We start from the raw sequence: 23766 nt of genomic DNA, 5'->3' as shown, positions 1-23766 counted from the left end.
TGGGTTCCAATCCAGGGCTCGGATCTGTAATCCCCTAGTGTCAGCGCTCGTCGGCGGACGTGGCCCACACGCCCATGCCGAAGCCACGCATTTCCACCCCCGGTGACCGGCTGCAGCCGGTACCGGTCGGTCTACTTCTTCCCTCTATCGGCGTCTCCCGCACGCCCGGATCGGCGGTGCCGGACTGGCATGGCCTGTCCCCACGCCACTTGGCCTACCTCATCCGCCGCTACACCGATGTTGGTGACGTGGTGCTCGACCTGGAGGCCCACCCGACCGCCATCTCTGCGGCCACCTACCTGCACCGGGTGCCGGCCCGGCTGGTGGCCGGTGGCCGTGGCCTGCGCGTGCGGCTGCTGTCATCCGAGCCCGTCCGCAGGAATCGCAGCGTGGCACGCCGACCCGGCCGGGGCGTCGGCCTGATCCTCGTGACGCTGCCGCGAACTGGACAGCGCCTCGATACGGCCGGCGCGGCCTCGGCGATGAGTAGGTGGCGTTCGCTGCTGCGCCCCGGCGGGTTCCTGCTTGTCAGGCTCATCAGTGGGCAGGTTCAGGCGGACGGGGGCGGCGATCGCGCGTCGGTCATCGCCGCTGCCCGGGCCGCGGGCCTCTTCTACCACCAGCACATTCCCGCCGTCCTCGTCCCGCTGCCCGAGCACGAGACCCGTACCTCCCCCGAACACTCCGGCAAAGCCGACGACGGGCGTGGTCTGCTCACCGGCCGTCACCTGCCGACCGTCCAGCACCTGCTCGCATTCGGAACCACCGCCACCGGCGAGGAGAACACCTGTGTCTGAGCCTCGCCCGTCGTGGCGCACCGCCAGCTCCCACGACTGCGAACTGCCGCACCGCGACGAGCCGGACCTCGCGGCGTTGCTCGCCGAGGGTTACCTGGGCGCGGTCTGGCTCACCGGGCAAGCTCCGTCGCGTGACCTGCGGCGGGGCCGCTACACCCGTGACTCTATGACCCACCCGGGCAAGATGTTGCCGACCATCCCCCGGTACGCCATCCGCACCTACACCCAACCTGGCGACGTGGTGCTCGATCCCATGGCCGGTATCGGCACCACCGTCATCGAGGCCATGTACCTGGGCCGTCACGGGATCGGGGTCGAGTACGAACCCGGGTGGGTCGCCCACGCGACCGACAACATCCGCCGGGCCGAACAGGCAGGTGCCCCCGGTCGGGGCGAGATCTGCCACGGTGACTCCACCACGCTGCCGTCGCTGCTGCCGTCGAGCATGCGCGGCCAGGTCTCGCTGGTGATCACCTCACCGCCGTACGGGTCGTCTACTCACGGGCACGTCCGCACGCCCGGTCCGAGACGCGGCAAGGTCCGCAAGATCCACCACAAGTACGGCGACGCGGACAACCTCGCCTACCGCGACCAGGGCGAGTTGGCCGACGGGTTCACCGCGATCCTCACCGGCTGCCGCCAACTGCTGCGTTCCGGCGGGCACGTGGTCGTCACGGCCCGGCCCTACCGCCGCCACGGCGAACTCATCGACATCCCCGGCATGGTCACCGCCGCCGGAGTCAACGCCGGCCTGGAACTGGTCGAGGAGTGCGTCGCTCTCATCTGCGGCGTCCGCGACGGCGTGATCATCCCCCGCGCCTCGTTCTTCCAGCAGAAGAACATCCGCGACGCCATCGCGACCGGCGACCCGCAATGGCTCCTCCAACACGAAGACGTCCTGATCCTCCGAACCCCACTCGCCGACAGCGAGCTCCAGGCACGACCGTCCGCCGCACGACCGGGAGGCAGCGCCGGGCGCGACGGCGCGTCCGGAGGTGCGGCATGACGAGCCCGCCCCTGACCCCGACGCCCGAGCCGGCCCCGTGGTGGCGTGCCGGCCCGGTCAGCCTGCACGTCGGTGACGCGCACGAGGTGCTCGCGGCGTTGCCCGACGCGTCGGTGGACTGCATCGTCACTTCCCCGCCCTATTGGGGGCTTCGCTCCTACGACACCGGCCGGTGGAACGGGGGCCGCGCCGACTGCGGCCACGACGCCGCGCCGAGCCGGGCAGGCCCGCACCAGCCGCGGACCTGTCCGGCATGCGAAGCGGTGTGGACCGATGGCCAGTACGGGCAGGAGCCCACCATCGGCGAGTACGTCGACCGCCTCGTGGCGGTGTTCGACCAGGCCCGCCGCGTCCTGCATCCGCACGGCACGGTGTGGCTCAACCTCGGCGACTCCTATGCCGGCACCGGCCCGCGCACCGCGCGACCGCACGGCACCCGCAGCGTCATCGGCGGCAACTACAACCACCGGCAGTGGACGCCCGGAGCCGTCGCTGGCCTGCCCGCGAAGAACCTCATCGGTATCCCGTGGAGGGTTGCCCTGGCCCTGCAGGCGAACAAGTGGATCCTGCGCAACGCGGCGGTCTGGGCGAAAACCAACGGCCAGCCCAGCTCCGCCCGCGACCGGTTGACCACTACCTACGAGATGGTCTTCCTGCTCACCCGCAGCCCCCGCTACTACTTCGACCTCGACGCGATCCGCATCCCGTTGAAGAACCCCCACGATCGTCGGCTGCGCACCTCGACCGGCAGCCGGCCCGGACCAGGCGGCCACCGCGCACGGGACACCGACCCCACCCGACCACGTGGGAAGAACCCCGGCGACGTGTGGCCCTACCCCACCCGGGCGCTCAAGGAAGCGCACTTCGCGGCCTACCCGATCGAGATCCCGCTACGGTGCATCGCCGCCGGATGCCGCCCCGAAGGCGTCGTCCTCGACCCGTTCAGCGGCGCCGCCACCACGGGCCTCGCCGCCCTGCACCTGGGCCGCTCCTACATCGGCGTCGACCTGAGCAGCCAGTACGCCGCGATCGCCAAACGGCGGCTGCTCTCACACTGGCCAGACCTGGAAGACCCGCCTCGGCAAGACGGGCCGTGCCGGTGAGCGATACGCCAACACCGACGAACCAGCCCGGCCCGGAGCCTCGTCTCTACACCGCCGACCAGGCCGCCGCGCTCCTGCAGATCAGCCCATCGTGGCTGCGTCGGAAGGCCACCGCACGCTCGATCCCCTGCACCTTCATCGGCAAACACCTACGGTTCTCCCCCACCGACCTGGAAATGATCATCAAGGCCGGCGCGCGAACCCCGCCGGGGCAGCACCGCCAGTGATCACCATCAGCGCCGGTCGGCAGGGCTTGACCCGCACTGACACGGGGAGCGTCCATGGTGGTCCGGCCCCGGGACGCGGGCCGGACCACCCAACGGCAACAGGAAAGGGACACCAGCATGGCCTGGGTCGAAAAGCGCGGCGACATGTGGCGCGTCAGGTTCCGCAACCCCGACGGCAGCGTCGCCACCGACAGCGCCCACCCCACCAAAACGGCCGCCAGCACCCGCGCGAACGCGATCGAAACCGACCAGCAGCGCGACGTGTTCATCAACCCCGAACACGGCAGGATCACCCTCAACGAATGGGTTGAACAGTGGCTCGACGCCCACGACGTCGGCGCGTCGACCTTCGAACGCTACCGCTCACACCTCGACATCCACATCCTGCCCCGCTTCGGCGACACCCCCCTCAACGCCATCACCCGGATGGCCGTCAAACGATGGGTCAAAGACCTCAACCAGCGGCGCGCCGACTCCACCGTCGCCAGCATCCTCAGCCTGTTCTCCATGGTCATGGGAGAAGCCGTCGAGGAACGCCGCATCACCATGAACCCCTGCCGCCGGCTGCGCAACACCTCCCTGCACCGCCCAGAACGGCCCTGGGCCAACCCGACACAGGTCAACGAGATCGCCAGCCGCATCACCCCACCGAACGACACGATGATCATCACCGCGGCCTACACCGGCATGCGCTGGGGCGAACTGGCCGGCCTGCGCCGGCCCAACTGCAAACTCGGCGACGGCCGCATCCTCATCGACCCCGACGAAGGCGCGTTGCACGAGGTCGGCGGTCACCTCACCCTCGGCCCGCCCAAGACCCCGGCCGCGGTCCGCGACATCCTCCTGCCGCCGTTCCTCATCGAACTGCTCCGCACCCACCTCGACAACCACGACCACGACCACGTCTTCACCGGCCGCGACGGCGGCCTGCACCGCCGCTCCAGCTTCCACCGCCGCCACTGGCGCCCCGCCACCGACGGCAACCCCACCACCGGCATCCCCGCCATCATCCGCGGACTGCACTTCCACGACCTCCGACACAGCCACAAGACCTGGCTCATCGAAGACGACGTCCCCGAGGTCGCCCAAGCCAAACGACTCGGCCACCGGCTACCCGGCATCCGAGGCATCTACAGCCACGTCAGCCCTCTCGTCGAGCAACGCCTCGTCGACCGACTACAGGCACGCTGGGAACGCACCCCACGGCCAGCCGCCGGTGACAACCTTGGCAACTAGGAAGTGCTCACCAGGGAGCAGGACAATCGGTTAACGGAAGCTGTCACCCCCAGGGAGCGGCCCCGCTCCCCCCACGCTCCCCGCGTAAGGACCCAGACAGCAGAAAACCCGTTACCGGACATCCGATAACGGGTCGCCTGAACTGCGTACATACCCTGTGGGCGATACTGGGTTTGAACCAGTGACCTCTTCCGTGTCAAGGAAGCGCGCTCCCACTGCGCCAATCGCCCTAGTGTGCGAGGTGGAGACGGGATTTGAACCCGTGTACACGGCTTTGCAGGCCGTTGCCTCGCCTCTCGGCCACTCCACCGAGGTAGCCCCCGACGTACATGGCGGCATCTCCGAGCGGACGACGGGATTCGAACCCGCGACCCTCACCTTGGCAAGGTGATGCGCTACCAGCTGCGCTACGTCCGCATGTCGCTCGGTGTTCCCGGGTGACGGATGAGAACTTTAGCCGAGCCCGCGAGGGAGTGCCAACTCGGGGTGGCGGCGGCGAGTCCCCATGTCCGGATCCCTCGGCGGGCGTCGGATCGGGTCCGGTGTTCGCTCACACCGTCGATATATCGTCCTAGGAACCTGGACCGAAGGGGGACGGCCTGCGACTTCGGCGAGCCGATGCAGGAGGCCCGTCGCCATATGCGGGGTGCCGACCGGCGGGCGTGCCCGGAGCCCCCACGACACAGCGGCGATCGTCGATCGGCGGGCGGACGGTCGGCGCACCGTCCGCCCGGGCTGGACCGTCCCGCCCGGACGTGCCGGCCGGCCCGTCGACCTGTCCTCGGCGCCGCGCTGAGCTGGCTGTCCCAGATCCGACCAGCGTCGAGGGACATTGACCCGTTGGTGACGTATCGTGATCATCTCAATGGGCTAACGTAGCCGCGTGACAAGACGTGCGGCCGAGGTCCGCCTTGACGCGCTGCTGCGCACCGCCTGTGACGTGATTGTGGAGCGAGGACTGGCGAACACCCGCACCGCCGACGTGGCCCAGGCCGCCGGGGTGAGTCAGGCTCTGGTCTTCTACCACTTCGCGACCAAGGAGCGGATGCTCGCGCAGGCCTTCGCCTACGCGGCCGAGCGGGATCTGGCCCGGCTGGACGCGGTGCTCCGCTCCGCCGCCGGCCCACTGATGAAGCTGAAGAAGATCCTCCGGTTGTACGCCCCGACCGGGCGGTCGAAGTGTTGGCCGATGTGGATCGACGGCTGGGCGGAGTCACTGCGCACCCCCGAGCTGGAGCGGGTCTCCCGCCGGCTGGATCTGCGCCGGACCGAGGCGCTCGGCGCGGTGATCGCCGACGGGGTCCGGGACGGCGTCTTCGACTGCGACGACCCGTCCGGTGCGGCCTGGCGGATCAACGGCCTGATCGACGGGCTGGCGGTCCAGGTCGCCGTGCACGACCGGGTGATCTCCCGCCGCACCTTCGCCCAGTGGGTCCGGCTCGCCACCGCGCGGGAACTGGGGCTGCGGCCCGAGCAGTTGGACTGAAATCCTCCGCCGGACGGGGCAGAATCGGGCTCATGAACCTGCTGACCGCGTACCGGTGGAGCCTGGCGGACTTCGCCGACCGGGTCGGCCAGGTCGGCTTCGACCAGTGGGCGGCCCCCACCCCGTGCGCCGACTGGGACGTCCGCACCCTGGTCAATCACGTGGTCGGTGAGCAGCTGTGGTCCGTACCCCTGCTCGCCGGCGCGACGCTCGCCGAGGTGGGTGACCGGTTCGCCGGTGACGTGCTCGGCGCGGACCCGGCGGGCGCGGCCCGGGAGGCGGCCGACGCGGCGGCCCGGGCGGTGGACGACCCGGCGGTGCTGGACCGGACGGTGCAGCTGTCGATCGGTCCCACCGTCGGCGCGGAGTACCTGCACCAACTGCTGGCGGAGCACCTGGTGCACGGCTGGGACCTGGCGATGGGGCTGGGCGCTCCGCCGCAGTTGGACGGCGGGGCGGTGCGCGAGTGCGCGACCTGGTTCGCCGACCGGGTCGGGATGTACCGGTCCGGCGGCCTGACCGACGAGGGGGTGCCGGTGCCGGCCGGCGCCAGCGAGCAGGACCGGCTGATCGCCGCCTTCGGCCGCGACCCCGGCTGGCGCGCCGACGCCTGACCCTGGTCCGCAAGAGCCCGATCCGCTCCGCCCTGGCCAGCCCAACCCACCCAGTCACGCCCGCCCAGCCAGTCACGCCCGCCCAGCCAGTCACGCCCGCCCAGCCAGTCACGCTGGTCCAGCCAGTCATGCCGGCCCGACCGGTCAGGTCGGTCCAGCCAGGTCGGCTGCCTCGGCCCGGTGCAGCGTCCCGTCGGCGACCACCACCCGGTGCCGGCGGTGCACGGCCGTGCCGGCCGGGATCGGCAGCGGCCGCTCGAACGCCAGCGCGACGCACACCCCGGGGTAGATGCCGGTCCGCACGAACCAGTGGTCGCCCTCCCCCAGCCCGGAGAAGATCAGCGTGTACGGGTTCCCGTCGGCGGGCCTGCCCACGAACGCCAGCCACGGCTCGGTCGAGCCGTTGACCCCATCCTCGCCGTCGGCGCCGGCGGTGAAGGTGTCGGCCCGGCCCGGCGCCGCCCGCCAGAAGAACCCGCCGTAGCCGGCGCCGCCCGGCCGTCCGTTGGTGGCCGGACTACCCAGGGTGATGTCCCGGTCGGCCGGGGCGGTCAGGGTGTACGCCACCCCCAGCGACCAGGCGTCGGACCGGCCGGGGAGCGGCCCCGCCACCACCGTGCGGTCCTCGGTGAGCAGCGTCTCGCCGGAGCGGCCGAGCCAGCGTAGCCGCTCGGTGAAGCCGTCGTCGGCCCGCCGCGTCCAGGCGTCGTGGCTGATCCGGCCGTGGTCGTCGAGCCAGGTGTAGCCGGTGTCGCGGACGTAGGTCCGGCCGCCCCAGAGGTTGTGGCCGGCGACGTCCTGCATCGCCACGGAGACGCCGAGATGCCAGCGGTGGTCCTCGGGAAGCGTGTCGGTGACCGGCTGGCCGCCGAGGGTCCGGACCGGATGCAGGTGGGGCCGGGGCCCCCAGCGGGGGTCGATCTCGGGTGCCACGACGTACTCGGCGACGGTCTCGCCGTGTACCCGCAGCCGGGTCCCGGTCCGGTCCTCGCCCATCCGCCTACCCCTTCCCGGAAAGCGCTTGCCGACGTCGGCGCTCAGCCTAGCGTTCCGGTCGGCCCGATGGCAGGCGGCAATCCGACCGGATGGACGGCGGTGCGGCGGAGATCCTCACGTACTCTTGACACGTTTCAGGTGGGTGGCGGGGAGGAGGGGCGGTGGCGGGCCCCACGATCAGCATCCGGGACGTCGCGACCCAGGCCGGCGTCTCGGTCGGCACCGTGTCGAACGTCCTGAACCGGCCCGACATCGTCGCCGCCTCCACCCGCACCCGGGTGCTGGCCGCGATCAACGCGTTGGGCTTCGTCCCCAACGACGCCGCCCGGCAGCTGCGCCGGGGGCGGGGCCGCACCATCGGCCTGGTCGTGCTCGACGTGGCCAACCCGTTCTTCACCGACGTTGCCAAGGGGGTCGAGGACACCACCGGCGCGGCCGGGATGGCGGTGATCTTCTGCAACAGCAACGGCGACCCGGCCCGGGAGAGCGCCTACCTCGACCTGCTGGAGGAGCAGCGGGTACGCGGGGTCCTGATCACCCCCGTGGACGACGCCAACGAGCGGCTGGTCCGGCTGCGCGACCGTGGGGTACTGGTGATCCTGCTGGACCGGCGGTCGACCCGCCCGGACGTCTGCTCGGTGTCGGTGGACGACGTACTCGGCGGTGAGCTGGCCCTGCGGCACCTGGTCGAGGCCGGGCACCGCCAGATCGCCTTCGTCGGCGGCCCGTGGCGGCTGGAACAGGTCCGGGACCGGTGGACCGGCGCGGTCCGGGCGCTGCGCGACGCCGGTCGCGACGAGGGCGACCTGCGCCGGTTCGACACTCCCAGCCTGACCGTGGCCGCCGGGCGGGACGCCGCCGCCCGGATCCTCGGGCAGCCCCGCTCGGGGCGGGCCACCGCGGTGTTCTGCGCCAACGACCTGTTGGCGCTGGGCATCCTGCAGGAGCTGACCCGCCAGCAGGTCCGGGTGCCCGAGGAGATCGCGCTGGTCGGCTACGACGACATCGACTTCGCGGCAGCCGCCGCGGTCCCACTCTCCTCGGTCCGCCAGCCCCGGCAGCGCCTCGGCCAGACCGCCGCGCAGCTGCTGCTGGACGAGACGGAGGACCCGACCGGCCACCGCCACCAGCAGGTGGTCTTCGAGCCGGAGCTGGTGGTCCGGGAGTCCAGCCGGTACGCCCGGCCGGCCGGCTGACCCAGCGCCCCCCGATCGCGCTTCCTTGACAGTGTGGCGACCACGCTCGTATGTTGAAGGCGCGGTTCTTGAAACGGTTCATTCGGGGAGGCTGCCGTGCGGAGAGTCTGCTTCGTGCTGCGGGTCCGGCCCGACCTGCTTGCCGAATACCGCCGACGGCACGCCGCCGTCTGGCCCGAGATGCTCACCGCCCTGCGCGCCGCCGGCTGGCACGACTACTCGCTGTTCCTGCACGACGATGGCCTGCTGGTCGGGCACTTCCGCACCGCCGACCTGGCCGCCTCGCTGGCCGCCATGGAACGCACCGAGGTGAACGCGCGCTGGCAGGCCGAGATGGCGCCGTTCTTCGTCGGGCTCGACGGGCGCCGCCCGGACGAGGGCTTCCCGGTGCTCGACGAGATCTTCAACCTCGACGACCAGCTCGCCGCCATCGACGGCGACCCGGCGGCCGGGTCCGAACCACCACCGGCTCCCCAGCCACGAGAGGCGTGACATGACGCAACCCGTCAGCCCGCCGCCGGCGGTCCGGGCCGCCCTGCGGGCGCAGCGGATCGAGGTGCCGTCCTGGGCGTACGGCAACTCCGGCACCCGGTTCAAGGTGTTCGCGCAGGCCGGGGTCCCCCGCACCCCGCAGGAAAAGATCGCCGACGCGGCCCGGGTGCACGCCCACACCGGGATCGCACCGATCGTGTCCCTGCACATCCCGTGGGACCGGGTGGACGACTACGGCGAGCTGGCGTCGTACGCGGCGGACCACGGCATGCGGATCGGCGCCATAAACAGCAACGTGTTCCAGGACGACGACTACCGGCTCGGCAGCGTCACCCACCCGGACCCGCGGGTGCGCCGCAAGGCGCTGGACCACCTGCTCGAGTGCGTGGACATCATGGACGCCACCGGGTCGCGGGACCTGAAGCTGTGGTTCGCCGACGGCACCAACTACCCGGGCCAGGACAGCATCCGGGCCCGGCAGGACCGGTTGGCACAGGCGTTGTCGGCGGTCTACGACCGGCTCGCCGACGGGCAGCGGATGCTGCTGGAGTACAAGCTCTTCGAGCCGGCCTTCTACACGATGGACGTGCCGGACTGGGGCACCGCGTACGCGCACTGCCGGCGGCTGGGGCCGAAGGCGCAGGTGGTGATCGACACCGGGCACCACGCCCCGGGCACGAACATCGAGTTCATCGTGGCGTTCCTGCTCCGGGAGGAGAAGCTCGGGGCGTTCGACTTCAACTCCCGGTTCTACGCCGACGACGACCTGATGGTCGGCGCCGCCGACCCGTTCCAGCTGTTCCGGATCATGCACGAGATCGTGCTGGCCGACGCGCTGCGGCCGGAGTCGGGCGTCAACTTCATGCTCGACCAGTGCCACAACATCGAGCCGAAGATCCCGGCCCAGATCCGCTCGGTGCTCAACGTGCAGGAGGCGACCGCCAAGGCGCTGCTGGTCGACGCCGGGGCGCTGGCCGCCGCGCAGGCCGCCGGGGACGTGCTCGGCGCCAACGGAGTCCTGATGGACGCGTACCACACCGATGTCCGGCCGATGCTGCGCGAGCTGCGCACGGAGCTCGGCCTGGACCCGGACCCGATGGCGGCGTACGCCCGGTCGGGCTACCAGGAGAAGATCGCCGCCGAACGGGTCGGCGGCCGGCAGGCCGGCTGGGACGCCTGATGCCCGACCGCACCCACCCGGAGGTGGCCGCGCTGCTGGCCCGTGGCCACCGGCTCGGCGCCGACCGGCGCACCACCAACTACGGCGGCGGGAACATCTCCGCCAAGGGCACCGCCACCGACCCGGTGACCGGCGGGCCGGTGGAGCTGATGTGGGTGAAGGGGTCCGGCGGCGACCTCGGCACCCTCACCGAGGCCGGGCTGGCGGTGCTGCGGCTGGACCGGCTGCGGGCCCTGCCCGACCGCTATCCCGGCGTCGACCGGGAGGACGAGATGGTCGCCGCGTTCGACTACTGCCTGCACGGTCGGGGCGGGGCGGCACCCTCGATCGACACCGCGATGCACGCACTGGTGGATGCCGCGCACGTCGACCACCTGCACCCGGACGCCGGCATCGCGCTGGCCACCGCCGCCGACGGCGAAGAGCTGACCCGCCGCTGCTTCGGCGACCGGGTGGCCTGGGTGCCGTGGCGGCGGCCCGGCTTCCAACTCGGCCTGGACATCGCCGCGATCGCCCGCGACCACCCGGCCGCCATCGGCGTGATCCTCGGCGGGCACGGCATCACCGCCTGGGGGGCCACCAGCGACGAGTGCGAGGCGAACTCGCTGGAGATCATCGACACCGCCGCCCGGTTCATCGCCGAACATGGCCGGACCGAACCGTTCGGCCCGGTGCTGCCCGGCAACCGGGCGCTGCCGGTCGACCGGCGCCGCGCCCGGGCCGCCGCGCTGGCGCCGCTGATCCGGGGCCTGGCCAGCACCGACGCCCGGCAGATCGGGCACTTCACCGACGACGAGGCGGTGCTGGACTTCCTGTCCCGCGAGGCGCACCCGAGGCTGGCCGCGCTCGGCACCTCCTGCCCGGACCACTTCCTGCGCACCAAGGTCCGGCCGCTGCTGCTCGACCTGCCGGCCGACGCGCCGCTCGACGACGTGCGGACCCGGCTGCGCGAGCTGCACGATGCCTACCGCAGCGACTACCGGGCCTACTACCAGCGGTACGCCGAACCCGACTCCCCCGCCATCCGGGGTGCCGACCCGGCGATCGTCCTGGTCCCGGGGGTCGGCATGTTCAGCTTCGGCCGCGACGCGCAGACCGCCCGGGTGGCCGGCGAGTACTACCGCAACGCGATAGCCGTGATGCGCGGCGCCGAGGCACTGTCGCGCTACGCCCCGATCGGCGAGGCGGAGAAGTTCCGGATCGAGTACTGGCAGCTGGAGGAGGCGAAGCTGCGCCGGGCACCCGCGCGCGGTCCGCTGGCCGGTCGGGTGGCGCTGGTGACCGGGGCCGGTTCCGGGATCGGCGCGGCGGTCGCCAACCGGCTCGCCGCCGAGGGCGCCTGCGTGGTGGTCGCCGACCGGGACGGTCCGGCCGCCGCCGAGGTGGCCGCCGGGATCGGCGGCCGGGGCACGCCCGCCGACCGGGCGGTGCCGGTGACCGTGGACGTCACCGACCCGGCCGGCGTCGACGCCGCGTTCGCGGCGGCGGCGCTCGCCTACGGCGGGGTCGACCTGGTGGTGAACAACGCCGGGCTGTCGTTGTCGAAGTCGCTGCTGGAGACCACCGAGCAGGACTGGGACCGGCAGCACGCGGTGATGCCGCGGGGTTCGTTCCTGGTCTCCCGGGCCGCCGCCCGGATGATGATCGAGCAGGGCGGCGGCGGCGACATCGTCTACATCGTCAGCAAGAACGCCGTCTTCGCCGGCCCCGACAACCTGGCGTACGGGGCGGCAAAGGCCGACCAGGCGCACCAGGTCCGGCTGCTCGCCGCCGAGCTCGGCGCGCACGGCATCCGGGTCAACGGGGTGAACCCGGACGGGGTGGTCCGCGGCTCGGGCATCTTCGCCGGCGGCTGGGGGGCGAAGCGGGCCGCCGTGTACGGGGTGCCCGAGTCCGAACTCGGCGCCTACTACGCCCGGCGCACCCTGCTCGGCCGGGAGGTGCTGCCCGAGCACGTCGCCAACGCGGTGCTGGTGCTGACCGCCGGGGAGCTGTCGCACACCACCGGTCTGCACATCCCGGTGGACGCCGGGGTGGCCGCGGCCTTCCTGCGATGAGCGGACCCGGCCGGTCGGTCGCCGTTGCGGCGGTGGACCTCGGGGCGTCCAGCGGCCGGGTGATGCTGGCCGAGGTCGGCCCGGACCGGCTCGCGCTCACCGAGGCCCACCGGTTCGACAACGGACCGGTCCGGCTGCACGACACGCTGCACTGGGACGCGCTGCGGCTGCACGCCGAGACCGTCGCCGGCCTGCGGGCGGCGGTGGCCCGCCGCCCCGACCTGGCCAGCGTCGGCATCGACTCGTGGGCGGTGGACTACGGACTGCTCGACGGCGACGGGGCCCTGATCGGCAACCCGGTGCACTACCGGGACCGGCGTACCGACGGGGTCGCCGACCGGGTGGTCGCCGCGCTGGGCGCGGAGACGCTCTACCGGACCACCGGCCTGCAACTGCTGCCGTTCAACACGCTCTTCCAGCTCACCGCCGCCGCCGGCAGCCGCGCGCTGGCGACCGCCGAGCGGCTGCTGCTCATCCCGGACCTGCTCGGCTACTGGCTGACCGGGCAGGCCGCCAGCGAGGTCACCAACGCCTCCACCACCCAACTGCTGGATGTGCGGACCCGGGGTTGGGCGACCGACCTGATCGACCGGGCCGGGCTGCCGGCCCGGCTGTTCGGGCCGCTGCGCGGTCCGGGCGACCCGGCCGGGGAGCTGCGCCCGGAGGTACGCGAGGCGATCGGTGCCGACCGGGCGATCCCGGTCACCGCGGTCGGCTCGCACGACACCGCCTCGGCGGTGGTCGCGGTGCCCGCCGACGGCGAGCGGTTCGGCTACGTCTCCTGTGGGACCTGGTCGCTGGTCGGGGTGGAGCTCGCCGCGCCGGTCCTCACGCCGCAGAGCCGGGCCGCCAACTTCACCAACGAGGCCGGGGTGGACGGCACCGTCCGCTACCTGCGCAACGTGATGGGGCTGTGGCTGCTGCAGGAGTCGTCGCGGGTGTGGAAGGAGCGCGGCCTCGACGTCGACCTGCGGCGGCTGCTGGCCGAGGCGGCCCGGCGGCCCGCGCTGGCGGCGGTGGTGAACCCCGACGACCCGGTGTTCCTCCCACCGGGCGACCTGCCGGCCCGGATCGCCGACGCCTGCCGCCGCACCGGCCAGCCGGCGCCGGCCGATCCGGCGGCGACCGTACGGTGCATCATGGACAGTCTGGCGTTGGCGCACCGCGGCGCGCTGCGGCAGGCGCAGCGACTCTCCGGGCGGGACGTGGACACCCTGCACATGGTCGGCGGCGGGTCCCGCAACGAACTGCTCTGCCAGCTCACCGCGGACGCCTGCGGGATCGACGTGGTGGCCGGCCCGGTGGAGGCGACCGCGCTGGGCAACGCGCTGGTGCAGGCCCGCGCGCTCGGCGTACTCGATGGTGGGCTGGCGGAGCTGCGGGCGCTGCTGCGGCGCACGGGCCGCTACCGGCGGTACCGCCCGGCCGCCGGTGGCGCGGCGGCCTGGCGGGCCGCCGCCGCCCGGATCGGCCTGCCCGATTGACGCGTTCCGATCGCCACGCCATGATCGGGTCGCATCGAGCCGTCGAGTAGGGCTGTCTCCGCACGGCTGGGTGCGCCGTGATCGTGGCGCGCTTGGTTGGCGCGGCCGTTACCGGGGTGGCGAACGGGTGGAGGGCGGATGGTGCTGACGGCGCAGCCGCGGCTGCGAGCGCTGCCGGCGGCGGCCGCCCGGCGGCTGGTGGACCTGCGCCGGGAGATCGAGACCGTCCGGCTGCGCCAGCACGTGGAGCGGCTGGCCGAGCCGCGCGGACGCCGGCACGCCCCGGCGGCGATGGACCGCGCCGAGGCGTACGTGGCCAGGGAACTCGAATCGGCTGATTGGCTGGTGCGGAGGCGACCGTTCACCGTCGCCGGCACCGGCATCGCCGGCGCGAACCTGCTCGCCCACCGGCCGGGACGCGTCTCGGGCCGGGCGCCTGACCTGCTCGTCGGTGCCCACCTGGACACCGTGCCGGGCAGTCCGGGTGCGGACGACAACGCCTCCGGGGTGGCCGGCCTGCTGGAGCTGGCCCGGATCCTGCCGGCGGAATCGGCCGGTCGGGTCCGGCTGGTCGTCTTCGACGAGGAGGAGACCGGTCTACACGGCGCGCGGGCACTGGCGACCGAACTGGCCGCCGGGGACCGGCCGACCGCCGTGGTGGTCTTCGAATGTGTCGGCTACACCGCCGCCGCGGCCGGCAGCCAACGGCTACCCCCGGCGGCGGCGCTGGCGTACCCGGGGCAGGTCCGGCGCCTGCGGCGGCGCGGCTGGCGGGGCGACTGGACCCTGATCGCGTACCGCAACGACGCGCTGCGGCCGGCCCGGCTGCTCGGCTCCGGCCTGGCGCAGCTCGGTGGCCCGGACGCGGTGGTGCTCGCCCGCGACCCGCTCGACATCCCGTTCGTCGGCCCGCTGCTGCGCCGCTACCTGCCGGCCGCCGAGCATTTCGCGCGCAGCGACCACCAGCCGTTCTGGGACCTCGGCATCCCCGCCATCCAGGTCACCGACACCGCGGACTTCCGCAACCCGCACTACCACCGGCCGGGCGACATCCCCGGCACACTCGACTACGAGCGGCTCGCCGACATCACCGCCGCCACCGCGGTCGCCCTGGGCGAACTGGTCGCCGGCTGACGCTCATCTGCCGGTCAGCCGCTCGGGGCGGGCGCCATCGGGACCCGGACCAGTTCGTGGGACCAGTTCTCGTTCGCGATGGTCAGCGAATCGCCGAAACAGACGAAGCGGGACGGGGTCAGGTCGAGACCCAGTGGGTCGCTGCTGTGCCGCCGGCCGTTGCGGTACCAGGTGCTGGTACCGGTCACCGAGGGTTTCGACAGCAACAGGACCCCGTCGCTGCCGGTCCGGTAGCGCGCCTTCGCGACCCCGGCCTGCCGAATCTCCCACTTCGCTCCGCTGGCGGTGGCTCGGGTCGGGCCGCCCGAGCTGAAGTCCTCCTTGTAGGTGTTGTTCGACCGGAATACCAGAATCCGGTCGACGGCACCGGTGAACCGCACCTTCCGGCTGTCCACCTCATGGGTCTCCTGGAGCGACGTCGTGCGCCAGGTGCCGACCAGGCACCGGTCCAGGCCGGTGACCGGATCGATCCCGGACGCCGGGGCCGGCGACGACGCGGCCGGGCTCGGCCCGGACGGGGCGACGGACGGGGTGGCCGCCGCGCCACCGGTCGGCTCGATCTGGTCGGTTCTCGGCCAGTTGACCACCGCCAACAGCGACACCACCGCGAGCCCCAGCACCGTCACGGCGGCCACCCGGGGCCGGCGCACCGACCGCAGCACCGAAACCAGCCGCGCCGACGGCAGCGCCGAACCAGCCGGCTCAGCCGCCGCACCTGCCGGCGAACCCGCCGCCGCTGGGCCGGCGGGCCAGCCGGCGCCCGGCTCGGTCGGCGGAGCAGCGCCGTCCGCCGCCGCCCCGCCGTCGCCGGCCGGTCGGTCCGGCCGAACCGCCGGTCCGCCGTCCGGCCGGGGACGTGGCGCCATCCGGACACTGCCCTCGGCGACCGCGAGCTCCGGCTGGTCCACCACCGTCGGGGCGATCCCGAGTCCCCGGTGCAGCAGGGTGGCCACGGCCGGAATCCGGCTCGAACCGCCGGTCAGGAAGATCGCCGCGACCTGCCCAGGTGCCACCTCGGCCGAGGCGAGCGCGGACCGGGTCGCCTCGACGGTGCGGTCCAGGATCGGGCCGGCGAGCCGCTCCAACTCCTCCCGCCCGACCAGCTCCTCGGTGTCGAAGAGCGGCACATGGACAATTGTGGTGGTGGTCCGGGACAGCATTTCCTTGGCCGCCCGGACGTTCTCCCACAACAGCCGGCGGGCCCGCCGGTCGGCGGCGCTTTCCGGATCGGCGAGCCGACCCCACAGCCCGGCGTCCCGCGCCGCCAACACGCCGCCGAGATGCCCGACGAGCGCGGCATCGATGTCGAGACCACCACAGTCGGCGAGACCGTGCTCGGCGAGCACCTCAAAACCGTCGTCGCCGCACCGCACCACCGACGCGTCGAAGGTCCCGGCGCCGAAGTCGTAGACCACCGCCGTCGAACCGGCCGGGACCCGACTGCCCGCCACCTCGACGAAGTAGCTCGCCGCGGCGACCGGTTCGGCAACCAGACGCGCCCCCGGAAGCGCCGAGGAAGCGGCGGCCAGCAGCGTCCCCCGCCGGCTCGCGGCCCAACTCGCCGGGCAGCTCAGGACCACCTCGGAGGGAGTGGCACCGGCCACCCGGACCGCCTCCGCCGCCACCCGGTGCAGCACCGCGCCGATCAGGTCCGCCACCGCGAACTCGGTGCCGCCCAGCAACACCGTGCCGTCGTCGATGCACCGTTTCGGGTACGGCTCGAACGAGGCCGGCGCCCCCACCCCGGTGTGCACCGCGTCCCGGCCGGCCAGCAGCCGGCCGGTCGGGTCGCCGCAGACCGCCGACGGCAGCAGTGGCGAACCGTCGAAGAGCAACGGGCGCGGCTCCCGGCCCGGCAGCGCCAGCACCGCGACAGTGTGCGCAGTTCCAAAGTCGACCCCGAGGCGCACCGACCCGTCCACGCTCCAGAGCGTACGGCCGCCACTCAACCGTCCGCCACGGCCCGCCTCCGCCGACCGGCCGCAGTCGGTTCGGGCGGTCCGCTTCGGATCGTCCGCCCGATCCGCGGCGGTCAGGATCGGCGCGGGTGTCGATCCGCTGCGCTCAGTATCGGCTCGGTCGGCGGCGGCGGACGGTGGTGCGGGCGGCGCGGGATCTGGGATACGCCGCGTAGCTCGGCTCGGGGAAGGCCGGAGCGAGATCGTCCGGCTCGTCGGCCAACCGGCTCCGCAGCCGGACGAGCAGCCCGACCCCCAGGAAGAGCAGCACCGCGCCGATCACGAAGCCGGCCTGGACCAGCCCGGTGCCGCCGCTGGACTCGGCCGCCGCGTCGGCCCGGCCCGCGCCGGTGCCGTCCTGGCCCGCGCCGGGCTGACCCGCGCCGGCCGACGCCTCCGCGCCGGGCGCCTCGGCGTCGGCCTCCTCGGTGGCCGCCGGCTCCTCGGCCGGCTCGGTCGGCTCGACCGGTTCCCGCTCGGCCCGGTCGGTGGGATCACGCTGGGAGCGTTCGCTGATCACCCGCCGCTCCACGGAGCCGCGGGACAGCAGGTTGCCGCGGGCGTCGAACGCCTCGGCGGTGAGGGTGAGCCGGCCGTCGGTCACGGTGTCGGCGATGGCCAGGTCGTACTGGGCGGTCACGGTCCGGTCGGCGCAGAGCGTGCCCGGGTCGAGCTGCCGGTCGGTGATCCGGGCGCTGTTGCCGTTGATCCGCACCTGGACCGGGAACGAGCCGGTCTGTTCGATCCGGTCGATGCCGACCTGGTTGAGCAGGAGTCCGTCGGCGCGGATCACCAGCGACCAGCGGACCTTCACGCACTCACCGGGGTTGCCGGAGACCACCGCCGAGATGCGGCTGGCGCCCTCCCCCGCCGCCAGCTGGCCCGGCACGTCGCGTAGCTCGGTCGTCAGGCCCTGCGCGGCCGCCACCGGCACCGCGGTGACCAGGCCCAACCCGGTCACGCCAAGCAGTACGGCACCAAGCCGGGCCGCGAATGGCCACACCGTTCACCACCGCCTCGTCACGCCGTCGGATGCATGCACGATCAACGTTAGGTTCGGATCCGGCTAGCGGTAAGGGTGGCGTGTTATCACCCATCGTGAATGATGATGCCCATTTTTACTGAAAGTGGTGAACCGATCACGGGGCCGCGCGACACGCCGGGAAAACTGGCGGGCACAATGCCGAGGGTGTCAGACAGCTCCCCCGCCACCACCGGGCCGCGCGCCGCCGCGTTCGTCCGCGCGTACGCCCGCCTGGCGCCGGTCGCCCACGTGCCGGAACTCCGGCTGCACCAGGCCGACGAGCCGATCGGCCTCTGGGAACTGACCGAGGGCGAGTTCCGCAGTGAGCAACCACCGCCGTTCTGGGCCTTCGCCTGGGCCGGTGGGCAGGCACTGGCCCGGTATCTGCTGGACCATCCCGACACGGTCGCGGGCCGCCGGGTTCTCGACCTGGCCACCGGCTCGGGCCTGGTGGCGCTCGCCGCCGCGCGGGCCGGCGCCGCCACCGTCCGGGCGGTCGACATCGACCCGGTCGCGGTCGCCGCGGTCGAACTGAACGCCCAGGCCAACGGCGTGACCGTGCGGGCCGAGCGCGCCGACCTGCTCGCCCCGGCGGGGGACGGACGGTCACCCGCCGGGGACGGGTCGCCGGCCGGAGACGTCGACGTGGTGCTCGCCGGCGACGTCTTTTACAGCCAGGCGATGGCCGACCGGATGCTCAGGTTCCTGCTCGGCGCCGCCCGCGCCGGCGCCCGGGTGCTGGTCGGCGACCCCGACCGGGCGTTTCTGCCCCGCCCCCGGTTCGACCCGCTCGCCAGCTACCAGGTGCCGGTGCCGACCGCCCTGGAGAGCGTACGGAGCAAACACACCACCGTCTGGCAGCTGCGCCCGCCGCGCGGCGCGGCCGGCACCGGACCGGGCGGGGCGGCCACCGGACCGGGCGGGGGGCCCACCGGACCCGGCACGGCCGCTGGATAGCGTGGTCGGGTGCTGTTCCGAAGCTGGGCCGGGCCCGTCGACCGGCCCTGGCCGGACGTCGCGACCGTCACCGACCACGTCGGGGTGCCGCACCTGGTGGTGACCCGGCACGCCCTGGTCCGGCAGGTGCTGACCGACCCGGCGACCTTCCGGCCGGACAACGCGCTCGACGCGGTCACCCCGATGCCGGTCGCCGCGCTGCGGATTCTCGCCCGGCACCGGTTCCGGCTGCCGCCGACCCTGGCCAACAACGGCGGCCCCAGCCACCCGGCGATTCGCGACGTCACCGCCGCCGTCCTGCACCCGGACCGGGTCGCGGCGCAGCGGGACTGGCTGACCGCCGTGGTCCGCCAGCGGGTCGGCCGGCTCACGGCCCGCCTGACCCACGGCGAACCCGTCGACCTGTACGCGGACCTCGCCGCCGATCTGCCGCTGCTGGTCCTGGCCCGGCTGGTCGAGCTGCCCGAGGCGGGTACCGCGACGGTCAAGGAGTTCACCCGGGCCGCCCTGGAACTGTTCTGGGCGCCGGTCGACGCCGGCCGGCAGCGCCGGCTCGCCCACGTCGTCGGCGAGTTCCACGGCGTACTGCGGGAGTTCGCCGCGACCGGCGACGGCCTGGCGGGTCGGCTGCGGGCCGCCGGACACCCCGCCGAGGTGGTCACCGGCGCGCTCTTCTTCCTGCTGGTCGCCGGCCAGGAGACCACCTCGCAGTTCCTGACCCTGCTGCTGCACCGGCTGATCGGCGAGCCGGCGGTGCTCGACGCGCTGCGGGCCGGCTCGGTCTCCGCCGCCGCCGTCGTCGAGGAAGGGCTGCGGCTGGAACCGCCGATCGTCACCTGGCGGCGCCGGGCCGCCCGGGCCACCACCCTCGGCGAGGTGGCCGTGCCGGCGGGCGCCAGCCTGGTGCTCTGGCTGGCCCGGGCCGGCCGGGATCCGGCGGTGGTCGCCGCCCCGGACGAGTTCCGGCCGGGTCAGCCCGGCTCCCGGCGGCACCTGGCCTTCGGGGCGGGCGCGCACCGCTGCGTGGGCGCCCAGCTGTCCCGGCTGGAGGCCGCGGTGGTGGTCGCCGAGACCGCCGGGCTGCTGGCCGACGTCCGGGTCGAACGGGCGCCGTGGTGCCCGGACAACCTGTCGTTCCGGATGCCGGACACCCTACTGGTAAGGCGCGTCGGGTGACGGCGCCCGAGCCGGCCGGCACCAAGCGGGACGTTGCCACGCGGGCCGCTACCGAGCAGGCCGTCGCCGAGCAGGCCGCGGCCGAGCAGGCCGTCGCCGAGCAGGCACCGTCCGGCCCGGCGGCCGCCGGGCCGGCGGCGTTGTCGGCCGGTCCGGCGTGGGCCAGCCGGGCCGGGTTGGTGGCGCTGCTGCTGGGGATCGCGGCCGTGCTCGGCCGGGCCGTCCTGATCGGCTTCGACAGCCCACCCACCAACAGCGACGAGGCCACCATGGGGCTGGCCGCGCTGCACATCGCCGCCGGCCGGGAGTTTCCGGTCTACTTCTACGGCCAGGACTACATGGGCACGCTGGAGGCGTACCTGGCGGCGCCGGTGTTCGCGATCCTCGGCCCGTCGGTGCCGGGGCTGCGGGCGCCGCTCCTGCTGTTGTACGCCCTGTTCCTGTTCACCATGTGGCGGCTGACCCGGCGGCTGTACCCGGATCGGTGGTTCGCGACCCTGGTGGTGGCGGTGCTGGCCGCCGGCTCCGACCGGGTGCTGAAGAACCAACTGATCGCCGGCGGCGGATACCCGGAGATGAATCCGGCGGGGGCGCTGCTGATGCTGCTGGCGCTGAACCTGTCCCTGGGCGCGGTCCGGCACCGCCTGGCGGCGGTCGCGGTCTGGGGCGTGGTCGCCGGGGCGATGGTCTGGATCGACGTGCTGCTGCTGCCGTACCTCGGCTGCGCCGGACTGGTGCTGGTGCTGCTCAACCGGCGGGAGCTGCTCGGCCGGGCTGGACTGGTGGTGGCCGGCTCGGCCCTGCTGGGAGCCGCGCCGATGCTGGTGCACGCGCTGGCCGGCGGCCGCGACCCGGTCTCGGTGCTCCTCGGCCTCAGCGGTGGCGGCGGCGCGGCGTCCTGGCTCGACCGGCTGCACGGCGGCCTGCTGCTCGGGATCCCGATGGGCACCGGATTCTGCTCCCCCAGCCACTGCGCGTCCTGGCAGCTCTGGTGGGCGGTGGCCTTCCCGCTGCTGCTGGCCGCCACCGGCGTGGCCGCGGTACGCACCCTACGCGGATCATCCGGCCGGGCCGATCCGGCCGGCGCCGAGCGGGCGCGGGCCGCCGTCCGGCTCGCCCTGGTCGCCGCCGCGGGGCTGACGCTCGTCGCCTACACCCGTAGCGGAGCGGCGGGAAGCACTCCGGTCGAGAGTGCCCGCTACCTGTCCTGCCTGGCGATCTCCACTCCGGTGGTGCTCTGGCCGCTGTGGTCCGCGGCCCGTCGCGGGGCGGCCCGGCGCCGGGCGGCTCGCCCGCTGGCGCTGGCCGTGCTGGCCGCCGTGCTGGTCAGTCTCGGGGTGGCGTCGGTCGGCGCGGCCGGTGCGGTGCCGGCGTACCGGCAGGCCGCCGACGACCGCCGGGAGCTGATCTCGACCCTGCGGCGGCTCGACGTCCACTATGTCTACAGCGAGTACTGGACCTGCAACAACATCACCTTCGCGACCCGCGAGGAGATCGTCTGCGCGGTGCTCGACGCCGACGGGCGGCCGGGGCTGGACCGCTACCGGTCGTACCGGCGGCTGGTCGAGGCGGCACCGGCGCCGGCGTACGTCCTGCCGGCGGGCTCCCCGCTCAACGCGACGCTGCCGGGCCGGACGTCGGGCGAGCTGCGGACGGTGCCGGTCGCCGGCTACCTGATCCACCTGCCGGCGGCACCGACCGTCAGCTGACCTCCTCGGCCCAGGTCCGCCAGTCGTCGAGGACGCCGTGCAGTGCCGGGGTCAGCCAGCCGGGGGCCGAGCGCCGGAACACCCCGGTCTCCATGGCGCCGGCCCCGTCCGGCAGGGCACCGACCATGTTCGGGACCAGGTCGGTGAGGTTCGCCCAGTGCACCAGCTCCGGCTCGGCCGGCCAGGCCCCGAGCACCACTCCGGCCGGCACCGCCCGGCGGTCCAGCGCCTCCAGGGTCAGCGCGGTGTGGTTGAGGGTGCCCAGCCCGGCCCGGGTGACCACCACCGCCGGCGCGCCGAGCGAGACAGCGAGATCGGCCACCGTCCACGCCTCGCCGGAGGGGCGTAGCCCCATCGGCACCAGCAGGCCGCCGGCCCCCTCGACCAGCACCAGGTCGTGCTTGTCGGTCTCGGCCCGGACCGCGTCCACCACCGCGTACAGCTCAAGGGGTTCCAGCGCCGCCACCCGGGCCGCGGCCAGCGGCGCGAGCGGGTCCGGATAGCTGGCCAGCATGATCGACGTTTCCGGCGCCGCGAGCTGGTTCACCACGTCCAGGTCGGTGGGGCCGCCGCCATCCGTACCGGTCTGGCCGGGCTTGACCACCGCGACCCGCAGTCCGGCCGCCTGCGCCGCCGCGGTGATCGCGGCGGTCACCACGGTCTTGCCGACGTCGGTGTCGGTGCCGGTCACCAGGATCGGGCCCCGCCAGCCACCCTCGGTCACGGCGCACACTCCACAATCACGTCGAGCGCCCGCTCGAAGTCGGGCCGGGGCACTCCGGCGTTGATCGTCAACCGGAGCCGGGACCGGGCGTCCGGGGTGGACGGCGGCCGGAAACACCCTACCGCCACCCCCCGGTCCAGGCAGTCGGCCGCCCAGGCGACGGCGGCCTCCGGGCCCGGCGCGGTCACCGACACCACCGCCGCGGCCGGCGTCGACACCGGCAGGCCGGCAGCGGCCAGCCGGCGGGCGGCGGTGGCCGCCCGGTCGGCCAGCTCGACCCGCGGCCCGGCGTCGGTGCGGGCCAGCCGCACCGCGGCCAGCACCCCGGCGGCGACCGCCGGCGGCGGCGCCGTGTCGAAGATGAAGGTACGACCGGTGTCGATCAGATGCCGGATCAGCTCGGCCGGCCCGGCCACCACCCCACCGGCGCCGCCGAGCGCCTTGGACAGGGTCGCCGTGAGCACCACGTCCGGCTCGCCGGCCAGCCCGGCGGCGGCCACCGCACCGGCGCCGTCCGGCCCGGTGAGCCCGAGCGCGTGCGCGTCGTCGACGAGCAGCAGGGCGTCGTGCCGGCGGGCGGCGGCGTGCAGCTCACGCAGCGGCGCCAGGTCGCCGTCGACCGAGAAGACCGACTCGGTGACCACCACCGCCGGTCGGCCGGGCACCGCCGCCAACGCCGCCTCGACCGCGGCGACGTCGGCGTGCGGGGTGACCACCGTCTCGGCCCCGGACAGCCGGCAGCCGTCGATGAGCGACGCGTGGTTGTGGGCGTCGGAGACCAGCAGGGTGCGTGGGCGGACCAGCGCCCGCACCGCCCCCAGGTTGGCCAGGTACCCGGAGGAGAAGACCAACGCCCGGCCGGTGCCGAGCCAGTTGGCCAGCTCCGCCTCCAGCGCCTCGTGCGCCTCGGTCGTGCCACGGACCAGGCGGGAGCCGGTCGCGCCCAGGCCGTACCCGGTCAGCGCCGTGGTGGCGGCGGCCGTGACCGCCGGATGCCGGGCGAGGCCCAGGTAGTCGTTGCCGGCCAGGTCGACCACCGGGTCGGCCGGACCGCGTGGGCGCAGCCGCCGGGTCAGCCCGGCCTTGGCCCGCAGTTCGGCGCGGCGGTCCAGCGCCTCCAGCCAACCCGCCACGCGCACCCCCCGACGTCTGGCCCGAGCCGCCCTTCCGATCCGGAAATTACCACCCCGGCCTCGCCCCGAACTGCCGC

The 23766-nt window shown here is 73.8% G+C and carries 21 protein-coding genes and 3 tRNA genes; 16 read left to right on the top strand and 8 right to left on the bottom strand.

Going from position 1 to position 23766, the window contains the following annotated elements; genetic code table 11:
• Nucleotides 1-59: 59 nt before the first annotated feature.
• The 5 genes from O7627_RS11600 (at nt 60) to O7627_RS11580 (ending at nt 4369) form a co-directional block, all read left to right on the top strand.
• Complete coding sequence (locus tag O7627_RS11600; protein ID WP_278093504.1) at nt 60-797, top strand: hypothetical protein; 738 nt, start codon at nt 60-62, stop codon at nt 795-797.
• Between the two features lie 43 nt (nt 798-840).
• Nucleotides 841-1803, top strand: a complete 963-nt coding sequence (locus tag O7627_RS11595; protein WP_278098251.1) for a DNA methyltransferase — start codon at nt 841-843, stop codon at nt 1801-1803.
• The gene (locus O7627_RS11590; protein WP_278093503.1) at nt 1800-2906 is read left to right on the top strand and encodes a site-specific DNA-methyltransferase; all 1107 of its coding nucleotides are present in this window, start codon (nt 1800-1802) and stop codon (nt 2904-2906) included. The genes O7627_RS11595 and O7627_RS11590 overlap by 4 nt, the downstream gene beginning before the upstream one ends.
• A complete protein-coding gene (locus O7627_RS11585) occupies nt 2903-3133 on the top strand; it encodes a helix-turn-helix domain-containing protein (RefSeq protein WP_278093502.1) in 231 nt (76 codons plus the stop codon). The genes O7627_RS11590 and O7627_RS11585 overlap by 4 nt, the downstream gene beginning before the upstream one ends.
• A 117-nt stretch (nt 3134-3250) precedes the next feature.
• Complete coding sequence (locus O7627_RS11580) at nt 3251-4369, top strand: site-specific integrase (protein ID WP_278093501.1); 1119 nt, start codon at nt 3251-3253, stop codon at nt 4367-4369.
• A 158-nt stretch (nt 4370-4527) separates the two neighbouring features.
• Here O7627_RS11580 and O7627_RS11575 read toward each other — a convergent pair.
• The 3 genes from O7627_RS11575 to O7627_RS11565 form a co-directional block, all read right to left on the bottom strand.
• A tRNA-Val gene (locus O7627_RS11575) sits at nt 4528-4599 on the bottom strand.
• A gap of 9 nt (nt 4600-4608) precedes the next feature.
• Nucleotides 4609-4679: transfer RNA gene (locus O7627_RS11570), tRNA-Cys, on the bottom strand.
• A gap of 34 nt (nt 4680-4713) precedes the next feature.
• Nucleotides 4714-4786: transfer RNA gene (locus tag O7627_RS11565), tRNA-Gly, on the bottom strand.
• A 466-nt stretch (nt 4787-5252) separates the two neighbouring features.
• Here O7627_RS11565 and O7627_RS11560 point away from each other — a divergent pair.
• Complete coding sequence (locus tag O7627_RS11560; protein WP_278093500.1) at nt 5253-5855, top strand: TetR/AcrR family transcriptional regulator; 603 nt, start codon at nt 5253-5255, stop codon at nt 5853-5855.
• 32 nt (nt 5856-5887) lie between these two features.
• Nucleotides 5888-6469, top strand: coding sequence for a TIGR03086 family metal-binding protein (locus O7627_RS11555; RefSeq protein ID WP_278093499.1), 582 nt, complete (start codon nt 5888-5890; stop codon nt 6467-6469).
• A 144-nt stretch (nt 6470-6613) separates the two neighbouring features.
• Here the strand turns inward: O7627_RS11555 and O7627_RS11550 are convergent, their stop codons facing one another.
• Nucleotides 6614-7465 carry a PmoA family protein gene (locus O7627_RS11550; RefSeq protein WP_278093498.1) on the bottom strand — a complete coding sequence of 284 codons (852 nt, stop codon included), beginning with the start codon at nt 7463-7465 and terminating at the stop codon, nt 6614-6616.
• A 161-nt stretch (nt 7466-7626) separates the two neighbouring features.
• On the opposite strand from O7627_RS11550, the gene O7627_RS11545 reads away from it, so the two are divergent.
• The 6 genes from O7627_RS11545 (at nt 7627) to O7627_RS11520 (ending at nt 15008) form a co-directional block, all read left to right on the top strand.
• Nucleotides 7627-8661: a substrate-binding domain-containing protein gene (locus tag O7627_RS11545; protein ID WP_278093497.1), complete on the top strand. Its 1035-nt coding sequence runs from the start codon at nt 7627-7629 to the stop codon at nt 8659-8661.
• Nucleotides 8662-8757: 96 nt separating this feature from the next.
• On the top strand, nt 8758-9153 hold the full coding sequence (locus tag O7627_RS11540; RefSeq protein WP_278093496.1) for an L-rhamnose mutarotase: 396 nt from the start codon (nt 8758-8760) through the stop codon (nt 9151-9153).
• 1 nt (nt 9154) lies between these two features.
• Nucleotides 9155-10333: an L-rhamnose isomerase gene (gene rhaI / locus O7627_RS11535; protein WP_278093495.1), complete on the top strand. Its 1179-nt coding sequence runs from the start codon at nt 9155-9157 to the stop codon at nt 10331-10333.
• Complete coding sequence (locus O7627_RS11530) at nt 10333-12390, top strand: bifunctional aldolase/short-chain dehydrogenase (RefSeq protein ID WP_278093494.1); 2058 nt, start codon at nt 10333-10335, stop codon at nt 12388-12390. Before rhaI ends, O7627_RS11530 begins: the two co-directional genes overlap by 1 nt.
• Nucleotides 12387-13874, top strand: a complete 1488-nt coding sequence (locus O7627_RS11525) for a rhamnulokinase family protein (protein WP_278093493.1) — start codon at nt 12387-12389, stop codon at nt 13872-13874. Before O7627_RS11530 ends, O7627_RS11525 begins: the two co-directional genes overlap by 4 nt.
• A 138-nt stretch (nt 13875-14012) precedes the next feature.
• The gene (locus tag O7627_RS11520) at nt 14013-15008 is read left to right on the top strand and encodes a M20/M25/M40 family metallo-hydrolase (RefSeq protein ID WP_278093492.1); all 996 of its coding nucleotides are present in this window, start codon (nt 14013-14015) and stop codon (nt 15006-15008) included.
• 14 nt (nt 15009-15022) lie between these two features.
• On the opposite strand, the gene O7627_RS11515 is transcribed toward O7627_RS11520, so the two are convergent.
• Together O7627_RS11515 and O7627_RS11510 are read right to left on the bottom strand one after the other, a co-directional pair.
• Nucleotides 15023-16930: an Hsp70 family protein gene (locus O7627_RS11515; protein WP_278093491.1), complete on the bottom strand. Its 1908-nt coding sequence runs from the start codon at nt 16928-16930 to the stop codon at nt 15023-15025.
• 142 nt (nt 16931-17072) lie between these two features.
• Complete coding sequence (locus O7627_RS11510; RefSeq protein ID WP_278093490.1) at nt 17073-17927, bottom strand: hypothetical protein; 855 nt, start codon at nt 17925-17927, stop codon at nt 17073-17075.
• A 228-nt stretch (nt 17928-18155) separates the two neighbouring features.
• Between O7627_RS11510 and O7627_RS11505 the strand changes: the two genes are divergently transcribed.
• Genes O7627_RS11505 through O7627_RS11495 form a run of 3 tightly spaced genes read left to right on the top strand, consistent with a single transcriptional unit; the run spans nt 18156 to nt 21832 of the window.
• Nucleotides 18156-18947: a 50S ribosomal protein L11 methyltransferase gene (locus tag O7627_RS11505; protein ID WP_278093489.1), complete on the top strand. Its 792-nt coding sequence runs from the start codon at nt 18156-18158 to the stop codon at nt 18945-18947.
• Between the two features lie 9 nt (nt 18948-18956).
• Nucleotides 18957-20123: a cytochrome P450 gene (locus O7627_RS11500; RefSeq protein WP_278093488.1), complete on the top strand. Its 1167-nt coding sequence runs from the start codon at nt 18957-18959 to the stop codon at nt 20121-20123.
• Nucleotides 20120-21832, top strand: coding sequence for a hypothetical protein (locus tag O7627_RS11495; protein WP_278093487.1), 1713 nt, complete (start codon nt 20120-20122; stop codon nt 21830-21832). Before O7627_RS11500 ends, O7627_RS11495 begins: the two co-directional genes overlap by 4 nt.
• On the opposite strand, the gene bioD is transcribed toward O7627_RS11495, so the two are convergent.
• Nucleotides 21825-22565, bottom strand: coding sequence for a dethiobiotin synthase (gene bioD / locus O7627_RS11490; protein WP_278093486.1), 741 nt, complete (start codon nt 22563-22565; stop codon nt 21825-21827). The genes O7627_RS11495 and bioD overlap by 8 nt on opposite strands.
• Nucleotides 22553-23689, bottom strand: a complete 1137-nt coding sequence (locus O7627_RS11485) for an 8-amino-7-oxononanoate synthase (RefSeq protein WP_278093485.1) — start codon at nt 23687-23689, stop codon at nt 22553-22555. The genes bioD and O7627_RS11485 overlap by 13 nt, the downstream gene beginning before the upstream one ends.
• Between the last annotated feature and the right edge of the window lie 77 nt (nt 23690-23766).

The sequence above is a fragment of the Solwaraspora sp. WMMD1047 genome (genome assembly GCF_029626155.1).
Lineage (GTDB): Bacteria > Actinomycetota > Actinomycetes > Mycobacteriales > Micromonosporaceae > WMMD1047.
The sequence above is the reverse complement of the archived record's forward strand: the minus strand, read 5'-3'. Positions and strand labels throughout refer to the sequence as shown.

Coding starts and splice junctions, on each gene's coding strand:
- O7627_RS11520 (WP_278093492.1), top strand. CDS start 14,013: ATGGTGCTGACGGCGCAGCCGCGGCTGCGAGCGCTGCCGGCGGCGGCC.
- O7627_RS11530 (WP_278093494.1), top strand. CDS start 10,333: ATGCCCGACCGCACCCACCCGGAGGTGGCCGCGCTGCTGGCCCGTGGC.
- rhaI (WP_278093495.1), top strand. CDS start 9,155: ATGACGCAACCCGTCAGCCCGCCGCCGGCGGTCCGGGCCGCCCTGCGG.
- O7627_RS11525 (WP_278093493.1), top strand. CDS start 12,387: ATGAGCGGACCCGGCCGGTCGGTCGCCGTTGCGGCGGTGGACCTCGGG.
- O7627_RS11590 (WP_278093503.1), top strand. CDS start 1,800: ATGACGAGCCCGCCCCTGACCCCGACGCCCGAGCCGGCCCCGTGGTGG.
- O7627_RS11580 (WP_278093501.1), top strand. CDS start 3,251: ATGGCCTGGGTCGAAAAGCGCGGCGACATGTGGCGCGTCAGGTTCCGC.
- O7627_RS11550 (WP_278093498.1), bottom strand. CDS start 7,465: ATGGGCGAGGACCGGACCGGGACCCGGCTGCGGGTACACGGCGAGACC.
- O7627_RS11555 (WP_278093499.1), top strand. CDS start 5,888: ATGAACCTGCTGACCGCGTACCGGTGGAGCCTGGCGGACTTCGCCGAC.